Consider the following 21,008-nt stretch of genomic DNA (forward strand, 5'->3'; position numbering starts at 1 on the left):
GTCCCCCGAACTTCCCTAGGCTCGAGACGATCCGGTAACGCGCACCACTCGTCCGCAGATCCGCGGCCGACCCCAATGACGGGAGGTTCGACATGTCCCAGTTCGTCCAGAAGATCTCGCAGGACGCCATCGTCGGAGAGCCCGAGGTCGTCGAGGACCACCTGTCGGTGCGCGAGATCGCCGCCCACCCCGCCTGGCTCCGGCTCAAGCGTGCAGTCGTCGCCCTGCAGGCCCTGCAGACGCAGGACGGCTCCGTCCCCGAACCGTCCGACCACGCCGCTGCCGCCGGCCACGTCGCGGTGATCGTGCCGGCCGTCGCCGAGCTGGCGCCGCACTTCCCGCACGACGCCGCGTTCCTGCAGGTGCTGCAGCTCGACTTCGCTCGCTGGCAGGAGCAGGGCTTCGGCGTTCCCGACTTCCTGGACTCCCTCACCGCGTTCCAGCCGCAGCAGCACCGCGTCGACGGGCTCGGCCACCTGGTCGTGTTCCCGATGGTCACGCAGAACGGCAGCACCTCGCGGTTCGTCGAGGCGGTCCTGGTCGAGGTCATCTGGCCGGAGTTCATCGCCGAGCTCGAGGCCGGCGACCACGGCAACGCGTTGTTCGTCGCGCTGCGGTTCGTCGACTTCACCCCGGGGTACGACACGAACTCGGCGGTGCTGTTCCCCGAGACCGTCGCGATGCGCACGGTCCCCGCCTTCACGTGGGGCGCGATCTTCCAGGACCGCGAGGCCGCCCGCTACCGCCGGGTCGTCCGTACCGCCGCCGACGTCACCAAGCTCGAGCTGCCGGCCGAGGCCGCTGCGATGCTCGACGACCAGCAGCTGACCGAGCGGGTCTTCGTGATGTGGGACATCATCCACGACCGTTCTCACATGCGCGGGGACCTGCCCTTCGACCCGTTCATGATCAAGCAGCGGATGCCGTTCTTCCTCTACTCGCTCGAGGAGCTCCGGTGCGACCTGACCGCGTTCCGCGAGTCCGTGCGTCTGGAACGCGAGCTGTCCGCCGGACCCGACACGGGCCTCCAGGACGCGCAGCGCGCCATCCGCGACCACGCGCGCCTGGTGCAGTACGCGGTCGTGTTCGACCGCATCTTCCGCTTCGCGATCACCGGCAGCCGCGTCCGCAACTACGACGGACTCGGCGGCCAGCTGCTGTTCGCCTGGATGCACCAGCACGGCGTCCTGCACTGGACGGACACGCAGCTGACCATCGACTGGCCCGAGGTGCCGGACGTGATCATCGCCCTGAGTGACGAGATCAACGAGCTCTACCGGCGCTCGATCGACCGGCCGAAGTCGGTGCACTGGCTCGCCGCGTACGAGATGCTGACCCGCACGCTCACGCCGCACCCGGCGTCGAAGTGGGCGCGTGGCCTGCCCGACGAGACGCTCGCCGGACCGCCGCGCGGCTACACCGACGCGGTGCTCGACGACGAGTTCCCGCTGTCGATGTTCTACGAGGCCCTCGACAAGAAGATGGCGACCGTCATCGCGTCCACCGCCGGCATCACCGGCACCACGGACGCCGAGCTCGTCGGCGAGGCCGCCGCGTGACCGACGACTCGGTGGCCGGTCGCCTGGTGCTGATCGCCGGCGCGACCAGTGCCAGCGGCGCGGCCGTCGCGCGCGCACTCACCGCCGCCGGTGCGTCCGTCGTCGCGGTCGGCACCAGACCCGACGCCCTGGAGGCCCTGCGCGCGTCCGTCCCGGGCGTCACGACCCGCACGTGCGACCTGTCGGACCTCGGTGCGGTCACCGCGTTGGCCGACGACGTCCACGCGGACGCCGGCCGCGTCGACGGACTGGTCCACCTGGTCGGCGGGTGGCGCGGCGGTGGCAGCATCGTCGGCCAGTCCGACGCGGACTGGGACTTCTTCGACCGTGCCTTCCGGACCCTGCGGAACACGACCCGGGTCTTCCACGACGACCTGGTGGCGTCCCCTGCCGGGCGGCTCGCGTTCGTGTCGTCCACCGCGGTCGACTCCCCCACCGCCGGCGCCGCGAACTACGCGGCGGCGAAGGCCGCGTCCGACGCCTGGGTCCGGGCCGTCGCCCAGGGGTTCCGGAAGGAGGCGCCGGAGACCGCCGCGGCCGCCGTGTTCGTCGTCGGTGCGCTGTCCGGCCTCGAAGCGCAGCTCGGAGCCGAGGTCGTCCGGCTCTGGGACACGCCACCGGCCGACGTCAACGGTGCCCGCATCCCGCTCACGGCGCCTGATCCCTCGAACCTAGGATGAACGAGTGACCCTCCGACTGCACGACCTGGACCTGCGGGGCTTCGCCTCGGACAACTACGCCGGCGTCCACCCCGAGATCCTCGCCGCCATCGCCGCGGCCAACGACGGCCACCAGATCGCCTACGGCGAGGACGCCTACACCGCACGTCTCAACGAGGTGATCCGCGAGCACTTCGGGTCGCAGGCCGAGGCGTTCCCGGTGTTCAACGGCACCGGCGCGAACGTCGTCGGCCTGCAGTCGATGCTGCCGCGGTGGGGAGCGGTCGTGTGCACCGCGACCGCGCACATCCACACTGACGAAGCCGGTGCGCCCGAGCGCGTCGCCGGCATCAAGCTCCTGCCGGTCGAGGCGCCCGACGGCAAGCTGACGCCCGAGCTCATCGACCGCGAGGCCTGGGGCTGGGGCGACGAGCACCGTGCCCAGCCGCTCGTCGTGTCGATCACGCAGACCACGGAGCTCGGCACCGCCTACGCGGTGGACGAGGTCCGGACGATCGCCGACCACGTCCACTCGCTCGGCATGAAGCTGCACATGGACGGCGCCCGCATCTCGAACGCCGCGGCGTCCCTCGGGGTGCCCCTGCGCGACTTCACCACCGACGCCGGTGTCGACGTGCTGAGCTTCGGCGGCACGAAGAACGGCATGCTCTACGGCGAGGCGATCGTCGTGCTGAACCCGTCGGCGTCTGAGGGGTTGCACTACCTGCGCAAGATGAACATGCAGCTCTCGTCGAAGATGCGGTTCGTCTCCGCCCAGCTGATCGCCCTGCTCAGCGACGACCTGTACCTGCGCTCCGCCGGGCACGCCAACGCCATGGCCGCTCGACTGCGCGGTGCGCTGGAGGCCGGCATCGCCGACGGCAGCATCCGCGGTGTCGGCTTCAGCCAGCTGACCCAGGCGAACGGGGTCTTCGCGACCCTGCCCGCCGGGGTGGCCGACCGGCTGCGGAAGCACTTCCGGTTCTACGACTGGGACGCCAGCCGCAACGAGGTGCGGTGGATGTGCGCGTACGACACCTCGGAGCAGGACATCGACGACTTCGTCGCGGCCCTGACGCGGGAGCTCGACGCCGCCTGAGCCGCCCCGGCGCGCGCTGGGCCGGCTCCGACCGCCGGACCGGCTCCGACCGTCGCGTCACCCGAACGGGATGACCCGCACGACGATCGCCACCACGAGCATCGCCATCGCGACCACGGCGGCCCGCCACAGCACCTTCCGGTGGTGGTCGCCGAGGTTCACGTTGGCCAGCGACACCAGCAGCAGGATCGCGGGGACCAGCGGGCTCTGCATGTGCACCGGCTGCCCGACGACCGACGCGCGCGCCATCTCGGCCGGCGTGATCCCGTACGCCGCGGCGCTCTCGGACAGCACCGGCAGGATCCCGAAGTAGAACGCGTCGTTGCTCATGAAGAACGTCAGCGGCATGCTCAGCACACCGGTGATGCCCGCCAGGTACGGGCCCATCGAGTCCGGGATCACCGCGACGAGCCAGTCGGCCATCGCCGCGACCATCCCGGTGCCGTCGAGCACCCCGATCAGCACCCCGGCGGCGAACACCATCGACACGACGCCGACGATGCTCGGGGCGTGCGCGACGATCTGCGCGGTCTGCTGCTTGAGTTGCGGGAAGTTCACGAGCAGGGCGATCGCCGTGCCGATCATGAACACGAAGTGCAGCGGCAAGAGCCCCAGCACGAGCGCCACCATCACGGCGACGGTCAGCACCAGGTTGAACCAGATCCGCTTCGGCCGCAGGGTCGGACGGTTCGGGTCGAGCATCGTCTCGGCCATGGTGCCGGTGCCCGCGCCGCCCTCGTCCCCCGGCCCGGCGCCGTCCACGCCCTCGCCGTCCGCACGTCGACCGTCGGCCTTCCCACCACGCAGCCCGAGCGCGACCGTGGGGCTCGTGAACATCCCGCCGCCGGTCCCGCCGACCGCCGCGAGCACCCGTGACCCCGCTCGGGCGTTCGCCCGCTCCGGCACCGGCGCGCCCCGTGAGGCCTCGGTGAACTCGATCAGCCCGAGGCGCTTGCGCTCCCGCAGGCCCATCGTCCACGCGAACGTGAAGCACAGCAGCAGCCCCACCACGAGCGACGGCACGAGGGGCACGAAGATGTCCGTCGGGTCGATCTTCAGCGCGGCGGCGGCACGGGCGGTGGGACCGCCCCACGGCACGATGTTGAGCGTGCCGTTCGTCAGACCCGCCACACACGTCATCACGACCGGGCTCATGCCGAGCTTCAGGTAGATCGGCAGCATCGCCGCCGTGACCACGATGAACGTCGTCGAGCCGTCCCCGTCGAGCGAGACCGCACCGGCCAGCAGAGCAGTGCCGAGCACGATCTTCGCCGGGTCGTTGCCGGTCACCCGCAGGATGAACCGGACGAGCGGGTCGAACAGGCCGACGTCGATCATCAGCCCGAAGTACATGATCGCGAACATCAGGAGCGCGGCCGTCGGCGCCAGCGTGCCGATCGCCTCGGTCACCATGTCGCCGAGTCCCAGACCCGCCCCGGCGAACAGTCCGAACACGGTCGGCACGATGATCAGCGCGAGCATGGGCGACATGCGCTTGGTCATGATCAGGACCATGAAGGTCAGGACCATCGCGTACCCGAGGATGACGAGCATCAGGACTCCTTCGTCCGTGTCTGGCAGTCCGGGCACGCTACGACCCGGCCTGGAGGCGCGGCGCGCTTCTGCACATTGGCGCACCATCGCGCGTTGACCGCTTTCTGCGCATTGTGCGCAGGCAGGTCGGCTCGCCCTCCGTACGCTGGGGTCGTGACCGACGACCGTTCACGGCGCCCCAGGCTCCGCTTCGCCACCGAGGTGCTCGTGCTGCAGCTCGCCGTGGTGGTCGCCGTCGTCGCCCTGACCAGTGCCGTGTTCGTCCGGATCGAGGTCACTCGGCTCGAGCGCGCTGCCGAGGGGACCGCACTCGCGATCGCACAGAGCGTCGCCGCGCAGTCCGACGTCCGGGCAGCGGTCGCCCGGCTCAGCGTCGACGGCACCGACCTCGACCCCGCGGTCCTCGCCGACGGGCCCGTCCAGCGTGCGGCACTCGCAGCCCAGCGCCGGACCGGGGCGCTCTTCGTCGTGGTCACCGACGACCGGGGCATCCGCCTGGCCCACCCCGACTCCGACCGGATCGGCGAGATGGTGAGCACCTCCCCCGACGCTGCACTCGCCGGCCGCGAGACCGTGTCCTGGGCGCGCGGCACCCTCGGTGAGTCGGCGCGGGCGAAGGTGCCCGTCTCCGCGCCCGCAGCCGACGGGGCGGAGACGAGCCGGGCCTCCCGGCAGTCCGCCGTCGTCGGCGAGGTGAGCGTCGGCTTCAACCGGGCACGCGTCTACGACACCCTGGTCGAGGACAGCATGCCGGTGATCGGTGCCGGGCTGGCGGCGGTCCTGCTCGCGGTGATCGCCTCGGTGCTGATCCGGCGGCGACTGGTGCGCCTGACGCTCGGGCTGCAGCCCGAGGAGCTCGTGACGCTCGTGCAGAACCAGCAGGCCGTGCTCGGCGGCGTCGGTGAAGGCGTCATCGCGATCGGGCCGTCGGAGATCGTCACCGTCTGCAACCCCGAAGCCGTGCGACTGCTCGGACTGGCCGACCCGGTCGGCCGTCCGGTGGCCTCCCTCGACCTGCCCGCGCCGCTCGGGTCGATGCTCGGCGCTTCGTCGTCGACTGCTGCTCACACCCCGGCGAGCGCCACGATCGTCGCCGGGCACCGGGTGCTGCTCGTCGACGTCCGCACCGTGTTCCGCGACGGACGCGACCTGGGCCGGGTCGCCGTCCTGCGCGACCGCACCGACGTCGAGGCCCTGACCCGACGGCTCGACGCCGTCGGGGCGATGAGCACGGCGCTCCGCGCGCAGCGCCACGAGTTCGCGAACCGGCTGCACGCGATCTCAGGGCTGCTCGACATCGGCGAGACCGCCCGGGCGCGCGCGTACCTGGCGGACGTGCAGGAGCGCGGGCCGCTGCGCTACCCGGTGCAGCACGCCGACCGGTTGACCGAGCCGTACCTGCAGGCGTTCCTCGGGGCGAAGGGCGTCGAGGCCGCCGAGCGCGGGGTGCTGCTGCGGATCGGGGCGGAGACGCTCGTTCAGGGGACGATCACCGAACCGGGCGACGTGACGACCGTGCTCGGCAACCTGGTCGACAACGCGGTCTCGGCGGCCCTCGACGGGGACGAGCGGTCGCGGGACGGCCGTTCCCCGTGGGTGGAGGTCGAGGTGCTCGACGACGGCACGACCCTGCACCTGTCGGTGGTGGACTCCGGGCCGGGGGTGCCGGTCGACGCCGCGGACTCGCTGTTCGTCCGCGGGCCGGCGGCGGCTCCTGCGTCGGAGGACGTCTCGCAGGTGCACGGGCTCGGGATCGGGCTGCCGTTGTCGCGGGAGATCGCCCGGCGGCACGGTGGCGACGTGTGGCTCGCCTCCCCCGGCGGTGACGACCACGGCGCGGTCTTCTGCGCCCGACTGGAAGGAGTGGTGTCGTGAGTTCCGTGTTCACCGTGCTGGTGGTCGACGACGACTTCCACGTCGCCGACCTGCACCGACGGCAGGTCGACGAGGTACCGGGGTTCCAGGCGCTCGAACCCGTCGGGACCCTCGCGGCCGCCCGCTCCGCGCTGTCGAGCGGGACCGTGGACCTGGTGCTCGTCGACGTGTACCTGCCCGACGGCAGCGGGCTCGACCTACTGCGGTCCATCGACACCGACGCAGACGCCTTCGTGCTGAGTGCTGCGTCGGACTCGGGCACCGTTCGGCGGGCGATGCGGAGCGGGGCACTCGCCTACCTGATCAAGCCGTTCGCGGCCGGGGTGCTGGCCGAGCGGCTGCAGGCGTACGCACGGTCGCGGAACGTCCTCGACGAGCGGTCGACCCTCGATCAAGAGGCCGTCGAGCGGGCGTTCCGGATCCTGCACGCCGGCGACAGCGGTGGGGCGTCGCCGTCCCGGGCGGCCACCGCGGCGCTGGTGCTCGAGCAGCTCGTCGCCGGTGAGGAACGATCCGCCGCCGAGGTGGCTGCGGCGATCGGGGTGTCGCGGGCGACGGCGCAGCGGTACCTGGCGCAGCTCACGGCGGACGGGACCGTGGCGATGCAGTTGCGGTACGGGGCTGCTGGGCGGCCGGAGCACCGGTACGTGCGACGGTGAGCCATCGGTCCCGGAGGCCGCGCCGTGGCAGCATCGGTGGATGACCGACGCCGCGCGATCCGACACCAGGACTGATCCGTTCCCCTCCGGGACTCCCGTTGCGCTCCGGAGCATCAACCGCTTCGGCGAGCACGGCGAAGCAGTCGGCTTCGCGGTCGCCGCCCGGGTCCTGGTGGACGACGACGAACTCGCGGTGGTCGCCACGACCGTCGGCTCAGCCGTCCGTCGACGTGCGGGCGTCGGGAGCGGCCCCAACGGACGCCTCGTGCTGCCCGAGGACTGGGACGGCTCCTACGTCGATGACCGGTGGGTTGGATCCAGTGTCGTCCGCGTCCACCAGAAGGGGACCCCCTGGTCCGTCTGGCGCTGGCACGACGGGTCCGATTGGCTTCCCGACTGGTACGTCAACCTCGAGCTGCCGTGGCTACGGACACCGATCGGGTTCGACAGTCAAGACTGGACACTCGACGTGGTGGCGACCACCGAGCCCGACGGTTCGTGGTCTGTCCGGTACAAGGACGAAGACGAGCTCGAGTTCTACGCCGCCGGCGGGTACTGGCCGGCGGCGATGCGGGCGGTCATCGAGCGTGCTGGCCGAGAAGCCACCGAGGTCGCGAGCGCGCGCCGCTTCCCCTTCGACACCGATTGGTCGGGATGGGTCCCCGACCCGGCGTGGGGCACGACTGCACTTCCCCAGGACTGGAGCGCCCTGCAGTGATCCGCGGATTCGGTGCAGCGTTGCGCGGCCCCGGACGCTCCCTGTCGTGAGCGAGTTCATCAGGTACCAAAGCGCCGTCCCCAACCGCCGCGGGCGGTTCCCGGGGGTCTTCGCCCTCGCGAACGGCCTGCAGCGGGGCGGCCGGCTGAGCGACGCCGAGACGGGATGGCTCCGGGAAGCGAACACGCGCGGGACCGCGTCGTACCCAGACCCGACCACCACGAGGCCCGACTGCTACGACCAGACCCGCAACCCCGGGGCACGGGCGTGGTTCAGCGCGGACGCCGTCGCACTGCTCGAGATGGTCGGCCCGTACCTGGAACTCCTCGACCACCACGGGATCCCGTGGATGCAACTCGTGACCAGCTCGCCTGGTCGGATCGTCTACCGGGACGCCGTCCAGGTCGTCGCGGTGCCGCACACGCATGCCGGCGACTGGCCGTTCCGGTCCCCTCGGTAGCGCCGCTCACCTCGACATCCTGCTTGCGTATTTCACCGGATACCGGCAGGTTTGGTCTGACATGCTCCGCGCAGCTTCACTGCGCGCACGAGCGCGATGACCGACCCAGAAGGAGACCACGTGATCGCGATCGAGACGGCGGCCGCCGTCCTGACCATCGTCCTCGTCGCACTGCCGGCGCGGGGCCTCATCGGCAGGAACGGACTCGTGGGCATCCGCACCCGGGCGACCATGCGCAGTGACGAGAACTGGATCCTCGGCCACCGAGCAGCGGTCGTCCCGACGAGCATCGCCGGCGGCGCGACGGTGGTCGTGAGCCTGGTCTACATCGCACTCGGACGCGCCGACGACGTTCCCGCGTTCGTCGCGTGCGCCGCGATCCTCGTCGGTGGAGCCGTCTGGGGCGTGGAGGCCGCACGACGCGCGACCAGGTGACGGACGGGAGGCGCGGGGCGGGGCCGCACCGGGCCTCCAGTCCGTCAGGTGGTCAGGTGGTCACGCGACGATCTGCACATGCGTGGGCACGTCGGTGACGGCGAACGCCGTGGACGCGCCACGCACGTCGACGCGGTAGTCGCCACGGAAGCCGCGGATCTGCACCCGACCCCGGTCGTCGGTGCGCAGCGCCGTCGGGCCGAGCCACCACTCCTCCTTGACCAGCCGACGGAGGGCCTCGTACGACGGCTTCGGGGTGCCGTCGGCGCGGACGAGTCCGATCGGGGCGCCGAGCCAGGCGCCGGCGTCGGTGATCCCCCAGTAGGTGATCGCTTCGACAGAGGGGTGCCCCACGAGGCTCCGGTAGTGCCGCTCGAGGTCGTCGGCCTGGCGCGCCTCACCCTCGGGCGTCGACGGCCACGAGGCCACCTGGTGGTCGTTGAGGTCGACGATGTGCGCGGGCATGAGGTCACCGGAGACGAGCGAGGTCTCGGTCAGGTGCAGCGGCAGGCCGTAGCGGGCGAACCGGTCGACCATCGCGAGCATCGTGTCCTCGCCCCAGTAGCCCTGGTGCATGTGGGTCTGCAGCCCGATGGCGTCGATCTGCACGCCGGCTTCGAGCACGCCCTCGATCAGGCACTCGTACGCGCTCGACAAGTCGAAGTCGTTGAGCAGCAGGGTGGCGTGCGGGTTGGCGGCGCGGGCCTCCTCGAAGGCCATCCGGATCGTCGGGATGCGGCCCTTGGCCCGGGCGAGCGGGGTGATCGCATTGTCGCCGTTGTCGAACACCGGCATGATGACCACCTCGTTGATGGCGTCCCAGGTGTCGATCGTGCCGGCGAAGGCGGAGACCTCGCGGCGGATGCGCTCGCGCTGGAGCCGCTCGACCTCGTCCAGCGGGAGCCCCAGCAGCCAATCGGGTTGCACGGTGTGCCAGACGAGCGGGTGGCCCTTGAGGGCGATGCCCCGGTCGCGGAACCACTGCGCCGTCGTCCGGAGTCTGGCGGTGTCCGGCGTTCCGCGCTCGGGCTCGAAGCGGCCCCAGTAGAACGGGAGCGTCGCGGTGTTGAAGACGTCGGTGTAGAGGTCGGCGAGGTGCTCGGTGCCTGCTTCCTCCTGCGCTCCGGCGTTGGCTTCGCCGGTCGCTTCGCCGTTGGCCATTCCGATGAAGTCGAAGCCGATGTTGCCGAAGGCGAAGGCATGGCGGGTCTGCTCGACGGTGATGTCGGCATCGGGGATCGGGTTGCCTTCGGCATCGACGACCGTCAGGGTCGTCTCACCGAAGCGGTGCTCTGTTGCGTGCGTCATCGCGCGTCCTCCGACATCGTCGTCCGGGATTTGTTGTGCGCGCAAACATAGCAGCGGAGGGCGTGGGCGTCACGCCGTAGATTGATGGTGTGGACTCGCAGAAGCATTGCGCTCGACGCACCTCACGGTGGACGCCGGTGCTCGTCTGCGCGTTCGGAGCCACGCTTGTGCGGGTCGCCGGCCAGATGCTCCTTGGCCAAGGGTCAGACTCACCGGAGCCGGGACTTCTGATGCCGACCAGAGGGGCGATGAGCAGGGCCAACGGAATCCCGTGATCGATCCGGAGCGTGCAGACTCACCCTTCTTCCGGGCCCCCGACGGCCGCGTGTACGTCGATCGCGACGGCCCCGCTGCCGACACCGCGTCTCGGTGGCGCCGACTCCACGATCCCGCTGGCGTGCGCCGTCAAGACCGGCTCGCAACAGCGTCCGTCTTGGCGGTCTTTGCGATCGGGTACATGGCAGGCGGCGCATTCGGCTTCGTGGTCGCGCCGCCGCTGCTGCCCGGAGACGAGCCAGTCGTTGCCCGGCTCATCGGCGTGGTCCTCGGCGGAGGCGTCGTCGCCGTCCCCGCGATGCTCTTCGCCTTCTTCCGCAGCGCCGCCCCCGACCGTCGAGTGATCCCAGTACCGGACGAGGTGCTGCAGCATGCGCCCCCGGCTGCGTCGACTTCCGACATCTGGCGGTGGTCCGTAGCGGTCATTGACGAGGCCGCGGAGCGCCGGACGATCGGGTACGAGACGAACGTCGAGCGCCCGACGGACGTCGCTCGTGCGGATCGCGCGACCGCTCGGTACGGCGAGGTGTACCGCGCCTACCTCACGGCTGCTGCCGAGCTCGGGTTGCGGCCGAGGGAGCCTGCCATCAACCTGCCGCCCGCTTCTTCCGACTGACCACACCGATAGCGTGCCCTTCGCGCAGGACACGGTCATCTCGGACATGCAGCAGCCGGAGGATTGCGCACGAGCTGTGGTCGAGCGGAGGTCCGTTGATGAACCCCTGATCAGCTGGTCGAGCCGCTCCCGGTCATCTCTCCGTAATCGCCGTCGGCACCTTGCGATTCAGCGTCGATGCTGTAGCCACCCACTGTGGAAGCGAGGAATTCGATCGTCTCGATCGGACCACCGCGGCCCCGGACCCCGAGATCAGGATCGTCGCCGCCGCTCCGATACCGCTCGGTCGTGATGCCGAGGCTCTTCCACAACGCCTCGACTTTCCGGAGATCGTCCCTCGGGTCGGCCGCGCCCTCGCGCTGCTTCACGTACACCCAAGTGACTCCACCACTGTCGTCCGCACGCCCCGAGCCGTCAGATCCGGGACACAGGCCGACTCGCGGTCCACTGATGACCTTCCAAGGGCCGCCGTCCACGGCACGAGCCGTTTCATCGACGAGATCCACCACGGTGCGCTTGGCTGCATCGGGCTTCACGGTGTGGTTGGTCGAGGGACTTTCCATCGGTTTTCCTCCTGCGCATGCTGTCAGCAGAGACATCGTCACGATCGCGGCCACCGCCGCACCCGACCACCGCGCCGCGGGTCGTCTCCGCGCCGCGCTCCTTGCAATCGTGGAACCGTTCATTCGTTGGTCGCCAGGCCTCCTCGTGATCGTCCGGTCGGGTCACCTTGTCCCCCTGACCGGCGATGGACGGTGTGTTCGACGTGTTCGGCTGCGAACCCGCACCCTTTGGTCCTCCTGGGGAGCGCGGAGTCCCACGAACGGGAGGATGCGGTGGGCTGCCGATCTCCGGAACACTTGCCACGACATGCGCACACCGTTCCTCCACGCCCGCCGCGACCTTCGACGCAGCACGCTGGTCATCGGCGTCGCCGTCGTGGCCCTCGTGGCACTCACGGCCTGTTCTGATCACCCGACGCCGGAGGAGAACGACAAGGCGTACTCCCGCTGGATGCAGCGCGTGCAGGACCGATGGGCAGGACAGCCCGGCGAGCTGGGCAGCGGTGCCGGCACGAACGACTCGTCCAGCCGGCTCTCCTTCGGCGATGACGGGGCCGGGGACCGTGCGCGGATCCGCGTCTCGGTCACATGCCAGGGCGGCGGAACCGTGCAGATGGCCGTGTGGGCAGGACGCATCGGTGCGAACGGGTCGGAGACGGGCAAGCGACTCACGTCACGTTCCGTTCACTGCGGACACGACGAGGACCTGTTCGTGGTCACGTCGAGCGCGGCGATCACGATCGGCCCGACCGCCGGAGACGGCACCGTCGGCTGGTACGCGGCGGCGTACGGCGATCTCGCTGCGCGCACGCGCTGAGCGAGCACCGCAACAGCGGAGCAGCGAGCGCAGCGCTTCCCGCCAAGAGCGCTGGCCGATCCTGCGACCGGGCCGGTTTCCGGCCACACCACACGGCGGCCTGGAGGCGCGGAGCGGCGCCGCCACGCGCCTCCAGGCCGTCATCCGGTCGCGTCGAGGGTGCACGCGACCCGTCCCTAGGGTGGTGGGATGCGATCGCTCACCAAGCTCGATGACTGGAGCAGGTTCGACGTCGACTCGGTCTTCACCCTGGCCGACGACTACCGCCAGGGCCGAGGACCAGCGACGGCAGGCTCCGCGGTGATGTTCTTCCCGTCCACGAGCCTGCGGACCCGGGTCACGTTCGAACGGGGCGCCTCCCTGATGGGCCTGCAGCCGATCGTGTTCCCGGACACCACGCTCGACAAGCCGGAAGCGTTGACGGACGTCGCGCAGTACCTGGCGGCTTGGGCTGACATCCTCGTCGTGCGCCATCACGACCTCGCCGTCGTCGAAGGCCTGGCTGCAGCAGCAGCACTGCCCGTGGTGAACGCGATGACCGACGAGAACCATCCCTGCGAGGTGCTCGCGGACCTGTACGCCCTACGGCAGCGAGGAGACATCTCGTCGCTCCGCTACCTGTTCGTGGGCGCAGACGGGAACATCGCCAGAGCCTGGCAGGAAGCGGCTCGGGTCCTGCAGCTCGATCTGGTCCAGTGCTGCCCCGCCGATCTCGCTTCCCCGGGTGCGGTGTGGACGGACGTCCTGGAGACCGCCGTCCGGTCAGCAGACGTGATCCTCACCGACGGCCCCGGTCAGCACGCCCGAGCGCTCGAACCGTTCCGGATCACCGCGGCTCTCCTCGACCTCGCACCGAAAGGGGCGGTGCTCGATCCCTGCCCGCCGTTCGTGCGTGGCCGGGAGGTCAGCGCCGATGCGCTCGAACACCCTGCCTTCGTCGGGCACGCCTTCAAGGCCGCGCTGCTGCCGGTCCAGCAAGCCGTCATGGCGCACTGCCTCGGGCTGCCGTCCGCAACGCCGTAGGTTGGCGGCGAGGAGCCGCAGCGGCAGTTCTCATCGTCTCGTGCACGGACCAGGAGTGCGATCCGGCCCCTCCGGCCCCTCGGTTCCACAGGCCGCAGCGGAGCGCTCGGCCGATGGTCGGTCACCGGAAGAGCTTGCGTTCGTAGAGACTGGAAGCGAGTTGCCGCCCGCCGTCGAGGGCGGGCACCGTCACGTCGTGAACGTGCCGGAACCCTTGCTGTTCGTAGAAGCGCCGCAGTCCCGGGTTGTCCGTCGCGCAGTCGAGCCGCACGAAGGCTGCCCCGCTGTCGGCAGCTCTTGTCTCGACCCACGCGAGCAGTCGTTGCCCGAGTCGGCCGCCCCGGTGTGTCTGGGCCACGGCCAGCCGATGCACGTAAACCGCGGCGCTGCCGTCCACGCTCCATGTCTCTGAGTCCGATTCGGACACCGTGACCATCGCCACGACCACCTGGTCCTGGCGCACCACGAAAAGATTTCCCTGTTCTGCGTCGCGCCGGAGAACGGCGTCCGGCACTGGATCCTGCCACTGGTCGATCCCTTGCCAGCGGAGCCACCGCCTCGCACCATCGATGAGCGCTTGAGCCGCGGGGACATCAGCAATCGTGGCCGTTTCGACCGTCAGCACGTCTCGATCCATGAGGTGACGCTACGGGAGCGGCCTCTCCGGAGACGTGCTGTCTGATGGCGATCGTTTCTCGAAGTGAGGATCGCACCTGCAAGGTTGTGCTTTGTGTTGATATGCAGCATTCTGATCGAGTTCGCCGTGATCACGGTGACATCTCGGGGAGAAGACACGTGAAGAAGACCCTTTCGGTCGCATCCACAGTCACGACCGTCGCAGTTGCGGCGGGACTCTTGATCGCCGCACCCGCCCAGGCTCAGACCACGACGCCGGTCGAGATGCCGACGAACGTGGTCGTGGACGAGAGCTTCGATCCCGCCGGGGAGGTCGTCGTCGCCAACGACGGGCGCTCCACCCGATCGGGGAACTGCAAGGATCGAGCGTTCGCCGTCGTCGCCAAGATGACCCAGTCACTCAACGGCTGCAGCGTCATCGGTTCGAAGGCTTCGACCCAGGTGCAGTACAAGTGGTACAAGCACCAGGGCAACTCGAATCCCTGCATCTGGGGGAAGTCGTTCAACTCGCGGCACGCTCCGACCTGGACGACCCTGAACTGCGGGACCGGGCGCTCGAAGTTCGTCCCGTGGGGCAACGTGGCCGCCACCAAGAAGATGAAGGGCCTCACGGGCACTGGTTGGGCCGGCGTGCAGTGGCAGTGACGCCCCACCGATCGCGGCGACGCAGCATCGAGGCCGTTGCCTCGGTCTGCGTCGCCGCAGCCGCTTTGTCCGCATGCTCGTCAGACCTCGATGATCGGACGCCACGGGCTCAGCCACCGACACAGACCCCCGCACCCGCACTCGGCGTGGCTTCGATGCAGATGATCGCCGATGAGCTCCGCGCAACAGTGCCGTGCGAACGGGCAGATGCACTGTACGACGACCTCGCGTTCTGGGACAGCATGCGTGGCTTCGACTGTTTCGACGGGGACTCACCAACCTTCATCCGTGTCTACGCGCATGCGGTGTCGGTGCCGCAGACCCTCGCGGACTGGGACGGCACGTTCGGTGCCGGTCGAGCAGTGACAAGGGGTGAGCACTGGTACGTCATCGGAGCTCCCGCCACCGTCTCGGCCGTGAAGCCTCCGAAGGGAACACCCCGCATTGCGGACGACGTCGGAGTGCCCGTGCCCCTCACTCCCGAGCAGGACTACATGACGACCTGCGTGCTGTTCGTCTCGAGCGAGGGCCAGCGGTACGTGCAGCATCCGAAGCGGCGCAGCACATCGGCGGATCAGTACAGCGCGCTCTTCCCAGGGGTCACTGCCGAGGTGCACGCGGCGATCGAAGACCTCGGTCGGAGCCGCATTCTCGGGATCGCAGATGAGGATCGATGGATTGCGGCACTGTCGCCGATGGGCCCACGGCTCAAGCGGCAGTGCGCGACCGCGTACCGGGCGGTCGGCGACACCGTGCGCCCGCTCAGTGGAGACGAGCGGTGAGCGCGTCAGGCACCCGGCCCTCCGCGCGCAGAGCTGCCACCGCAGCCGGGATGATCGCCACCACCGGCGCCTCACTGTTGGCGGTCGACAACCTGCTCGGTTTCATCGGAACGCACACGATCACAGCAGGCTCAGTGCCGATGGTCGCAGCACTCACCGTGTCTGCAGGAATCGTGGCCACTGCCGGTGCTGCGCTCGCTCGCGACGCTGCGTGTCTGGTCATCGCTGTCGCCGTCGTCTGCTTCGTGGCGACCCTCTCCCCCGCGACCAGCAGTCACCTGTGGCTCTCCATCGCGGTCGTACTGCAGGCGCTCGTCCCGTTGACCTTCGCAGCCGGCGGGCTGCTGGTCCTTCGTGGTCCACAGAACTTCGCCGCCGTGCGGGTCCTCGCGGTGATGCTCGTGGGGTTCGCCGCCGCCTGGATCGTCACCGCGTTCATCCCGGTGGCGCTCGTGGCGTTCCTCCTCACACAGGCCGGCACGCTGGTCGTCGGGGCTGTCCTCAGCCTGCAGCCGATTCTTCGCGGAGGTCGGAATCTTGCGCGCGAGCTGTGGTCGAGCGCGGAGGTCCGCTGAGGAGTCCCGTTGCACGCCGCTGGGCGGTGTGCGTTCGACGCGGTCCGGATACGATCGTGCGCGCATCCTGATCCAGCGAGGGCAAGGGGTGTTCGAGGGGGAGAACATCGTGGTGCGTCAGCAGGGGAACGTGGGTCCCGGATCGTCTGCCAGACGCACGCTTGCCGTCGGTCTGGCGATCGCCCTGTCGGCGGCAGCTCTGGTCGGCATCCGTGCAACGGCAGGATCAGCGGACACCGCAGCCTCGACGATGACGGTCACGAAGGTCACCGCGTCCACCACCGGCACCGCCGTGCGCACCACGCTCAAGGTCAAGAACACCGCCTCGGTGCGGAAGCCGGCTTCCTCAGCTTGGCTGTACCTGTCCGCCGGCACCGAGAAGTACACGCTCGGCCGGGTCGCGGTGAAGTCGCTGTCGGCTGGTTCGAGCACCTCGGTCATCGCAGTCCGCACGACGCCGTCCCGTGCCGCAGCCGGCAAGTACTCGGTCCTCGCCTGCGCCGGTGCGTACTCCGCGAAGCAGTGCCGCACGTCGACCGCGACCGTCACCACCAAGCCCACGAAGCGCGCGCGTCCGGAGACGGGCGTGATGCTCGACGTCGCTCGCGCCTACTACCCCGTGGCGTTGATCAAGCGGTACATCGACCTCCTCGCCGACGACGGCGGGCGCTTCCTGCATCTGCACCTCACCGATGACCAGAACGTCGGGATCGAGAGCACGGTCCTCGGCCAGACCCCCGCGAACGCGGATCTCGACCACGGCGTCTACACCAGCCGCGTGACCCATCGCCCGTTCCTGAGCGCCGCGCAGGCACGCACGCTCTCCGCGTACGGGGCGGAGCGAGGCGTCGCGATCGTGCCGGAGATGGACACTCCCGGACACATGGCCGCCGCGTTCGCGCTGCTCGAGGCACAGCACGGCACGAAGTGGGTCGACCGCATCCGTTCGGGCGAGAACGAGCTCGACACGTCGGCGCCCGAGAGTCTCACCCTGGCGACGAAGCTGTACGCAGAGGTGCAGCGGACCTTCCCCTCCAGCCGAACCGTGCACATCGGCGGTGATGAATGGGGCGACGAAGTCACCGCGGCCCAACGCGTCACCTGGATGAACGCGATGGCTTCCGCACTCGGCGACCGCGAGGTGTGGGCCTGGAACGACGGGATCGATCGGGCCGCGGTCGGGCGACTGGACCCGCGCATCCACGTCACGTACTGGAGCTTCGACGGCGACACCGAGGACGCAGCGGAACGGCGCGAACGCCGAGCGCGGCGGGCGAGTGCGGTCGACCTGCAGCAGGCCGGGATCGACTTGCTCAACTACAACTCGTACTACCTCTACGAGGTGCCGACCGACCTCGACCCGGCCGACAGCGAGTACACCGTCGCCGATCTCCGCGAGAACTGGTCGCTCCGGGCGTGGGACGGCGACTCCGGTTCGCTTCTCGCGGCTCCGATGTCGGGCGCCGCCGTCGCGATCTGGGGTGAGGACCTGGAGGATCCACCTGCTGACGCGCTCCTGCGGTGGAGCGCGCCGCACGTGACGGCGATGATCGAGACCGCAGCCTCCTGACGGACGCATGTCGTGCCTCCAGGCCGATCGCGGGAACCACCGGAACCGCCGGATCCGCCGCCTGCCTACCCGAGCGGCTCGACGCCGTAGCTGGTGACCACCGCGCGCAACTCGTCCAGGTACGTCTGCGCCTGCACGGTGAGGGGAACCGAGGCGTGCGCGATCCAGCCGATCTCGATGCGCTCGTCGACGTCGAGTGGGATGGCGACGATCTCGGGGTCGAGGTCGTCGCTGATCAGCCCGGTCGAGATCGTGTACCCGCCCAGGCCGATCATGAGGTTGAAGATCGTCGCCCGGTCCGACACACGGATCTCCCGCTTGCTCGACATCGTCGACAGGATCTCCTCCGCCAGGTAGAAGGAGTTGTTCGCGCCCTGGTCGAACGTGAGCCGCGGCAGGTCCGCGAGGTCTTCGAGGGTCGCACGCGCCCGCGACGCGAGCGGGTTCCGCTTGGCCACGAAGATGTGGGGCTGCGCGACGAACAGCGGCGTGAAGACGACCCCGGCGTCCCGCAGCAGCTTGCCGAGCACCTGCTTGTTGAAGTCGTTGCGGTAGAGGATGCCCACCTCGCTGCGCAGCGTGCGGACGTCCTCGATGATGTCCCAGGTGCGTGTCTCACGCAGCGAGAACTCGTACTCGTCCGCAGCAGCCGCTTCGACCATCCGGACGAAGGCCTCCACCGCGAATGAGTAGTGCTGAGCGGACACCCCGAGCAGCCGACGCGACCGCTGGCCGCCGACGTACCGCTGCTCGAGCAGGGAGACCTGCTCGACGACCTGCCGGGCGTACCCGAGGAACTCGACGCCGTCGACGGTGGGCACGACGCCTCGGGCCGAGCGGGTGAACAGCGGGCGCCCGATCCGCGTTTCCAGGTCCTTCATCGCTGCGGACATCGTCGGCTGCGACACGTAGAGCAGGTCGGCCGCTGCGCTGATCGAGCCCTCCGTCGCGACCTCGATGAAGTACCGGAGCTGCTGCAGGGTGATGTCGTTCGCGACCCGGGCCATAGGCCGAGGCTATACCGGTGCATAGCGTCTCGGTATTACCTGATGGCTCACCATTCCCGCCATGATCGATGCATCCTTCCCATCGTGCCCACGGGCCGCTCGACGAACAGATTGCCGACCATGGCGAACGACCTCACCTTCAGCATCACCCGGACCCGGTTCGACGAGGACTACTCCCCCGCCGACAGCTCCCGGCTGACCACGAACTTCGCCAACCTGGCGCGTGGCGAGCACCGTCAGCAGAACCTGCGTGCTGCGCTGGCGATGATCGACGGGCGCGCGAACGAGCTGGCCGCGGCGCACGACCGCTACCAACTGCAGCTCGACATCGTCTCGGTGGCGCTGGAGTTCTCAGACTGCGGGTCGGACGCAGAGTTCCCGTTGCTCGAGATGCTCGACGTCACGATCCTCGACCAGCACACCGGCGAGCGCCACCAGGGGATCCTCGGCAACAACTTCTCGTCGTACCTGCGCGACTACGACTTCTCCGTCCTGCTGCCCTCGGCGTCGTCCGGCATCCCGTCCGACTTCGGCCAGCTGCACGGGGCGCTCTTCCAGCGCTTCCTGGAGTCGTCCGCGTTCCACTCGAGTTTCAGTGGCGAGCCCGTCGTCTGCATCAGCGTCTCGACGAGCCAGACCTACCGCCGGAACGGGTACGTCCACCCGGTCCTCGGGGCCGAGTACGAGCACGAGCACTCCTCGCTCACCGACGACTACTTCGGCCGGATGGGCATGCGGGTCCGGTACTTCCAGCCCGCCGGAGCGTCGGCCCCGCTCGCGTTCTACACGCGCGGCGACCTGACCGCCGACTACACGGACCTCCAGCTCATCGGCACGATCGCCACCATGGAGACCTTCCAGAAGATCTACCGCCCGGAGGTCTACGCCGCGGACACCCCGGCCGGCAGCACCTACCGCCCCACCCTCGACCACACCGACTTCACGCCCACCCCGGTGACCTACGACCGCGAGGAGCGCAGCCGCCTCGGGATCACGCAGGGCCGGTGGACCGAGGAGCACCTGGTGCGGCCGCACCACGCACTCCTCGCCCGGTGGGCTGACCCCGCCCTCGCGCGCTGACTTCCTCTGCCCTTCGACTGACTGGACCGTCACTCCCATGCGTTCTCTCCTCCCCACCTCGATCGTCGGCAGCCTGCCGAAGCCGTCCTGGCTCGCCGAGCCCGAGCGACTGTGGTCCCCCTGGCTGCTCGAGGGTGCCGCCCTGACCGAGGGCAAGCAGGACGCCCTGCGCTCCGCCGTGCACGAGCAGGAGCGCCGAGGCATCGACATCGTCAGCGACGGCGAGCAGACCCGTCAGCACTTCGTCACGACGTTCATCGAGCACCTGGACGGCGTCGACCTCGACCGCAAGGAAACCGTCCGCATCCGCGACCGGTACGACGCGGCCGTCCCGACCGTCGTCGGCGCCGTGAGCCGTCGGAAGCCGGTCTTCGTCGAGGACGCTGCGTTCCTGCGCGCTCAGACCGACCGGCCGATCAAGTGGGCGCTCCCCGGCCCGATGACCATGATCGACACCCTCTCGGATCAGCACTACAAGAGCCGCGAGAAGCTGGCGTGGGAGTTCGCCACGATCCTCAACCAAGAGGCCCGCGAACTGCAGGACGCCGGCGTCGACATCATCCAGTTCGACGAGCCCGCCTTCACGGTCTTCCACGACGAGGTGCAGGACTGGGGCGTGGCCGCGCTCGAACGCGCAGCCGAGGGCCTGCACGCTGAGACCGCCGTGCACATCTGTTACGGCTACGGCATCGAGGCGAACAACAAGTGGAAGGAGACGCTCGGGGCGGAGTGGCGGCAGTACGAGCAGTCCTTCCCGCTCCTGCAGCAGTCCTCGATCGACATCGTGTCGCTCGAGTGCATCCACTCCCACGTTCCCCTCGAGCTCGTCGAGCTGATCCGCGGCAAGAAGGTCATGCTCGGAGCGATCGACGTCGCGACCGAGACCGTGGAGACCCCGGAGGAGGTCGCGGAGGTGCTCCGTCGAGCGCTCGAGTTCGTCGATGCCGACAAGCTCATCCCCAGCTCCAACTGCGGGATGGCGCCCTTGGCGCGGGGTGCCGCGCTGGACAAGCTCGGTGCGCTGTCGGCTGGTGCGGACATCGTGCGTGCTGAGCTGGTCGGCACGGCGGTCCCATCGGCCCGCTGATCGCC

The 21,008-nt window shown here is 69.6% G+C and carries 22 protein-coding genes; 17 read left to right on the plus strand and 5 right to left on the minus strand.

Annotated elements, in window-relative coordinates:
• The first annotated feature begins 92 nt into the window (after positions 1 to 92).
• Genes ACZZ9K_RS07815 through ACZZ9K_RS07825 form a run of 3 tightly spaced genes read left to right on the plus strand, consistent with a single transcriptional unit; the run spans position 93 to position 3,317 of the window.
• Positions 93 to 1,559, plus strand: a complete 1,467-nt coding sequence (locus ACZZ9K_RS07815) for a DUF6421 family protein (RefSeq protein WP_463443762.1) — start codon at positions 93 to 95, stop codon at positions 1,557 to 1,559.
• Complete coding sequence (locus tag ACZZ9K_RS07820) at positions 1,556 to 2,239, plus strand: SDR family NAD(P)-dependent oxidoreductase (protein ID WP_463443763.1); 684 nt, start codon at positions 1,556 to 1,558, stop codon at positions 2,237 to 2,239. The genes ACZZ9K_RS07815 and ACZZ9K_RS07820 overlap by 4 nt, the downstream gene beginning before the upstream one ends.
• Positions 2,240 to 2,243: 4 nt before the next feature.
• Positions 2,244 to 3,317, plus strand: coding sequence for a threonine aldolase family protein (locus tag ACZZ9K_RS07825; protein WP_463443764.1), 1,074 nt, complete (start codon positions 2,244 to 2,246; stop codon positions 3,315 to 3,317).
• Positions 3,318 to 3,374: 57 nt separating this feature from the next.
• Here ACZZ9K_RS07825 and ACZZ9K_RS07830 read toward each other — a convergent pair whose 3' ends face one another.
• Positions 3,375 to 4,871 carry a CitMHS family transporter gene (locus ACZZ9K_RS07830; RefSeq protein ID WP_138801863.1) on the minus strand — a complete coding sequence of 499 codons (1,497 nt, stop codon included), beginning with the start codon at positions 4,869 to 4,871 and terminating at the stop codon, positions 3,375 to 3,377.
• A gap of 153 nt (positions 4,872 to 5,024) precedes the next feature.
• On the opposite strand from ACZZ9K_RS07830, the gene ACZZ9K_RS07835 reads away from it, so the two are divergent.
• The 5 genes from ACZZ9K_RS07835 to ACZZ9K_RS07855 all read left to right on the plus strand — a co-directional run bounded on the left by ACZZ9K_RS07835 (position 5,025) and on the right by ACZZ9K_RS07855 (position 9,018).
• Complete coding sequence (locus ACZZ9K_RS07835) at positions 5,025 to 6,746, plus strand: sensor histidine kinase (protein ID WP_463443765.1); 1,722 nt, start codon at positions 5,025 to 5,027, stop codon at positions 6,744 to 6,746.
• Positions 6,743 to 7,405: a response regulator gene (locus ACZZ9K_RS07840; protein WP_138801865.1), complete on the plus strand. Its 663-nt coding sequence runs from the start codon at positions 6,743 to 6,745 to the stop codon at positions 7,403 to 7,405. The genes ACZZ9K_RS07835 and ACZZ9K_RS07840 overlap by 4 nt, the downstream gene beginning before the upstream one ends.
• A 40-nt stretch (positions 7,406 to 7,445) precedes the next feature.
• Entirely contained in the window at positions 7,446 to 8,123 is a 678-nt protein-coding gene (locus tag ACZZ9K_RS07845; protein WP_301600021.1) for a ribonuclease FAU-1 family protein, read from the plus strand.
• A 46-nt stretch (positions 8,124 to 8,169) separates the two neighbouring features.
• Complete coding sequence (locus ACZZ9K_RS07850) at positions 8,170 to 8,583, plus strand: hypothetical protein (RefSeq protein WP_138801867.1); 414 nt, start codon at positions 8,170 to 8,172, stop codon at positions 8,581 to 8,583.
• 96 nt (positions 8,584 to 8,679) lie between these two features.
• Complete coding sequence (locus ACZZ9K_RS07855) at positions 8,680 to 9,018, plus strand: SdpI family protein (protein ID WP_138801868.1); 339 nt, start codon at positions 8,680 to 8,682, stop codon at positions 9,016 to 9,018.
• A gap of 60 nt (positions 9,019 to 9,078) precedes the next feature.
• Here ACZZ9K_RS07855 and ACZZ9K_RS07860 read toward each other — a convergent pair whose 3' ends face one another.
• Positions 9,079 to 10,326 (minus strand): endo-1,4-beta-xylanase, encoded by a 1,248-nt coding sequence (locus tag ACZZ9K_RS07860; protein WP_463443766.1) that lies wholly within the window; start codon positions 10,324 to 10,326, stop codon positions 9,079 to 9,081.
• A gap of 457 nt (positions 10,327 to 10,783) precedes the next feature.
• Here ACZZ9K_RS07860 and ACZZ9K_RS07865 point away from each other — a divergent pair, with 457 nt between their 5' ends.
• A complete protein-coding gene (locus ACZZ9K_RS07865; RefSeq protein WP_138801870.1) occupies positions 10,784 to 11,218 on the plus strand; it encodes a hypothetical protein in 435 nt (144 codons plus the stop codon).
• Between the two features lie 110 nt (positions 11,219 to 11,328).
• Here ACZZ9K_RS07865 and ACZZ9K_RS07870 read toward each other — a convergent pair whose 3' ends face one another.
• A complete protein-coding gene (locus tag ACZZ9K_RS07870) occupies positions 11,329 to 11,835 on the minus strand; it encodes a hypothetical protein (protein ID WP_463443767.1) in 507 nt (168 codons plus the stop codon).
• Between the two features lie 253 nt (positions 11,836 to 12,088).
• Here ACZZ9K_RS07870 and ACZZ9K_RS07875 point away from each other — a divergent pair, with 253 nt between their 5' ends.
• Positions 12,089 to 12,598 (plus strand): hypothetical protein, encoded by a 510-nt coding sequence (locus ACZZ9K_RS07875; RefSeq protein WP_138801872.1) that lies wholly within the window; start codon positions 12,089 to 12,091, stop codon positions 12,596 to 12,598.
• 189 nt (positions 12,599 to 12,787) lie between these two features.
• Positions 12,788 to 13,621: an ornithine carbamoyltransferase gene (locus ACZZ9K_RS07880; protein ID WP_138801873.1), complete on the plus strand. Its 834-nt coding sequence runs from the start codon at positions 12,788 to 12,790 to the stop codon at positions 13,619 to 13,621.
• 121 nt (positions 13,622 to 13,742) lie between these two features.
• On the opposite strand, the gene ACZZ9K_RS07885 is transcribed toward ACZZ9K_RS07880, so the two are convergent.
• A complete protein-coding gene (locus ACZZ9K_RS07885) occupies positions 13,743 to 14,258 on the minus strand; it encodes a GNAT family N-acetyltransferase (RefSeq protein WP_463443768.1) in 516 nt (171 codons plus the stop codon).
• A gap of 218 nt (positions 14,259 to 14,476) precedes the next feature.
• Here ACZZ9K_RS07885 and ACZZ9K_RS07890 point away from each other — a divergent pair, with 218 nt between their 5' ends.
• The 4 genes from ACZZ9K_RS07890 to ACZZ9K_RS07905 all read left to right on the plus strand — a co-directional run bounded on the left by ACZZ9K_RS07890 (position 14,477) and on the right by ACZZ9K_RS07905 (position 17,829).
• On the plus strand, positions 14,477 to 14,902 hold the full coding sequence (locus ACZZ9K_RS07890; RefSeq protein WP_143882736.1) for a hypothetical protein: 426 nt from the start codon (positions 14,477 to 14,479) through the stop codon (positions 14,900 to 14,902).
• Positions 14,903 to 15,057: 155 nt separating this feature from the next.
• Positions 15,058 to 15,684, plus strand: coding sequence for a hypothetical protein (locus ACZZ9K_RS07895; RefSeq protein WP_138801875.1), 627 nt, complete (start codon positions 15,058 to 15,060; stop codon positions 15,682 to 15,684).
• 50 nt (positions 15,685 to 15,734) lie between these two features.
• On the plus strand, positions 15,735 to 16,259 hold the full coding sequence (locus ACZZ9K_RS07900) for a hypothetical protein (protein WP_463443769.1): 525 nt from the start codon (positions 15,735 to 15,737) through the stop codon (positions 16,257 to 16,259).
• A 250-nt stretch (positions 16,260 to 16,509) separates the two neighbouring features.
• Positions 16,510 to 17,829: a family 20 glycosylhydrolase gene (locus tag ACZZ9K_RS07905; protein WP_463443770.1), complete on the plus strand. Its 1,320-nt coding sequence runs from the start codon at positions 16,510 to 16,512 to the stop codon at positions 17,827 to 17,829.
• Between the two features lie 65 nt (positions 17,830 to 17,894).
• Here ACZZ9K_RS07905 and ACZZ9K_RS07910 read toward each other — a convergent pair whose 3' ends face one another.
• On the minus strand, positions 17,895 to 18,836 hold the full coding sequence (locus ACZZ9K_RS07910) for a LysR family transcriptional regulator (protein WP_463443771.1): 942 nt from the start codon (positions 18,834 to 18,836) through the stop codon (positions 17,895 to 17,897).
• A 120-nt stretch (positions 18,837 to 18,956) separates the two neighbouring features.
• On the opposite strand from ACZZ9K_RS07910, the gene ACZZ9K_RS07915 reads away from it, so the two are divergent.
• Positions 18,957 to 19,916 carry a putative oxygenase MesX gene (locus tag ACZZ9K_RS07915; protein ID WP_463443772.1) on the plus strand — a complete coding sequence of 320 codons (960 nt, stop codon included), beginning with the start codon at positions 18,957 to 18,959 and terminating at the stop codon, positions 19,914 to 19,916.
• A 37-nt stretch (positions 19,917 to 19,953) separates the two neighbouring features.
• Complete coding sequence (locus ACZZ9K_RS07920; RefSeq protein ID WP_071245101.1) at positions 19,954 to 21,003, plus strand: methionine synthase; 1,050 nt, start codon at positions 19,954 to 19,956, stop codon at positions 21,001 to 21,003.
• Positions 21,004 to 21,008: the final 5 nt, after the last annotated feature.

The organism is Curtobacterium sp. AC268 (assembly GCF_979258745.1).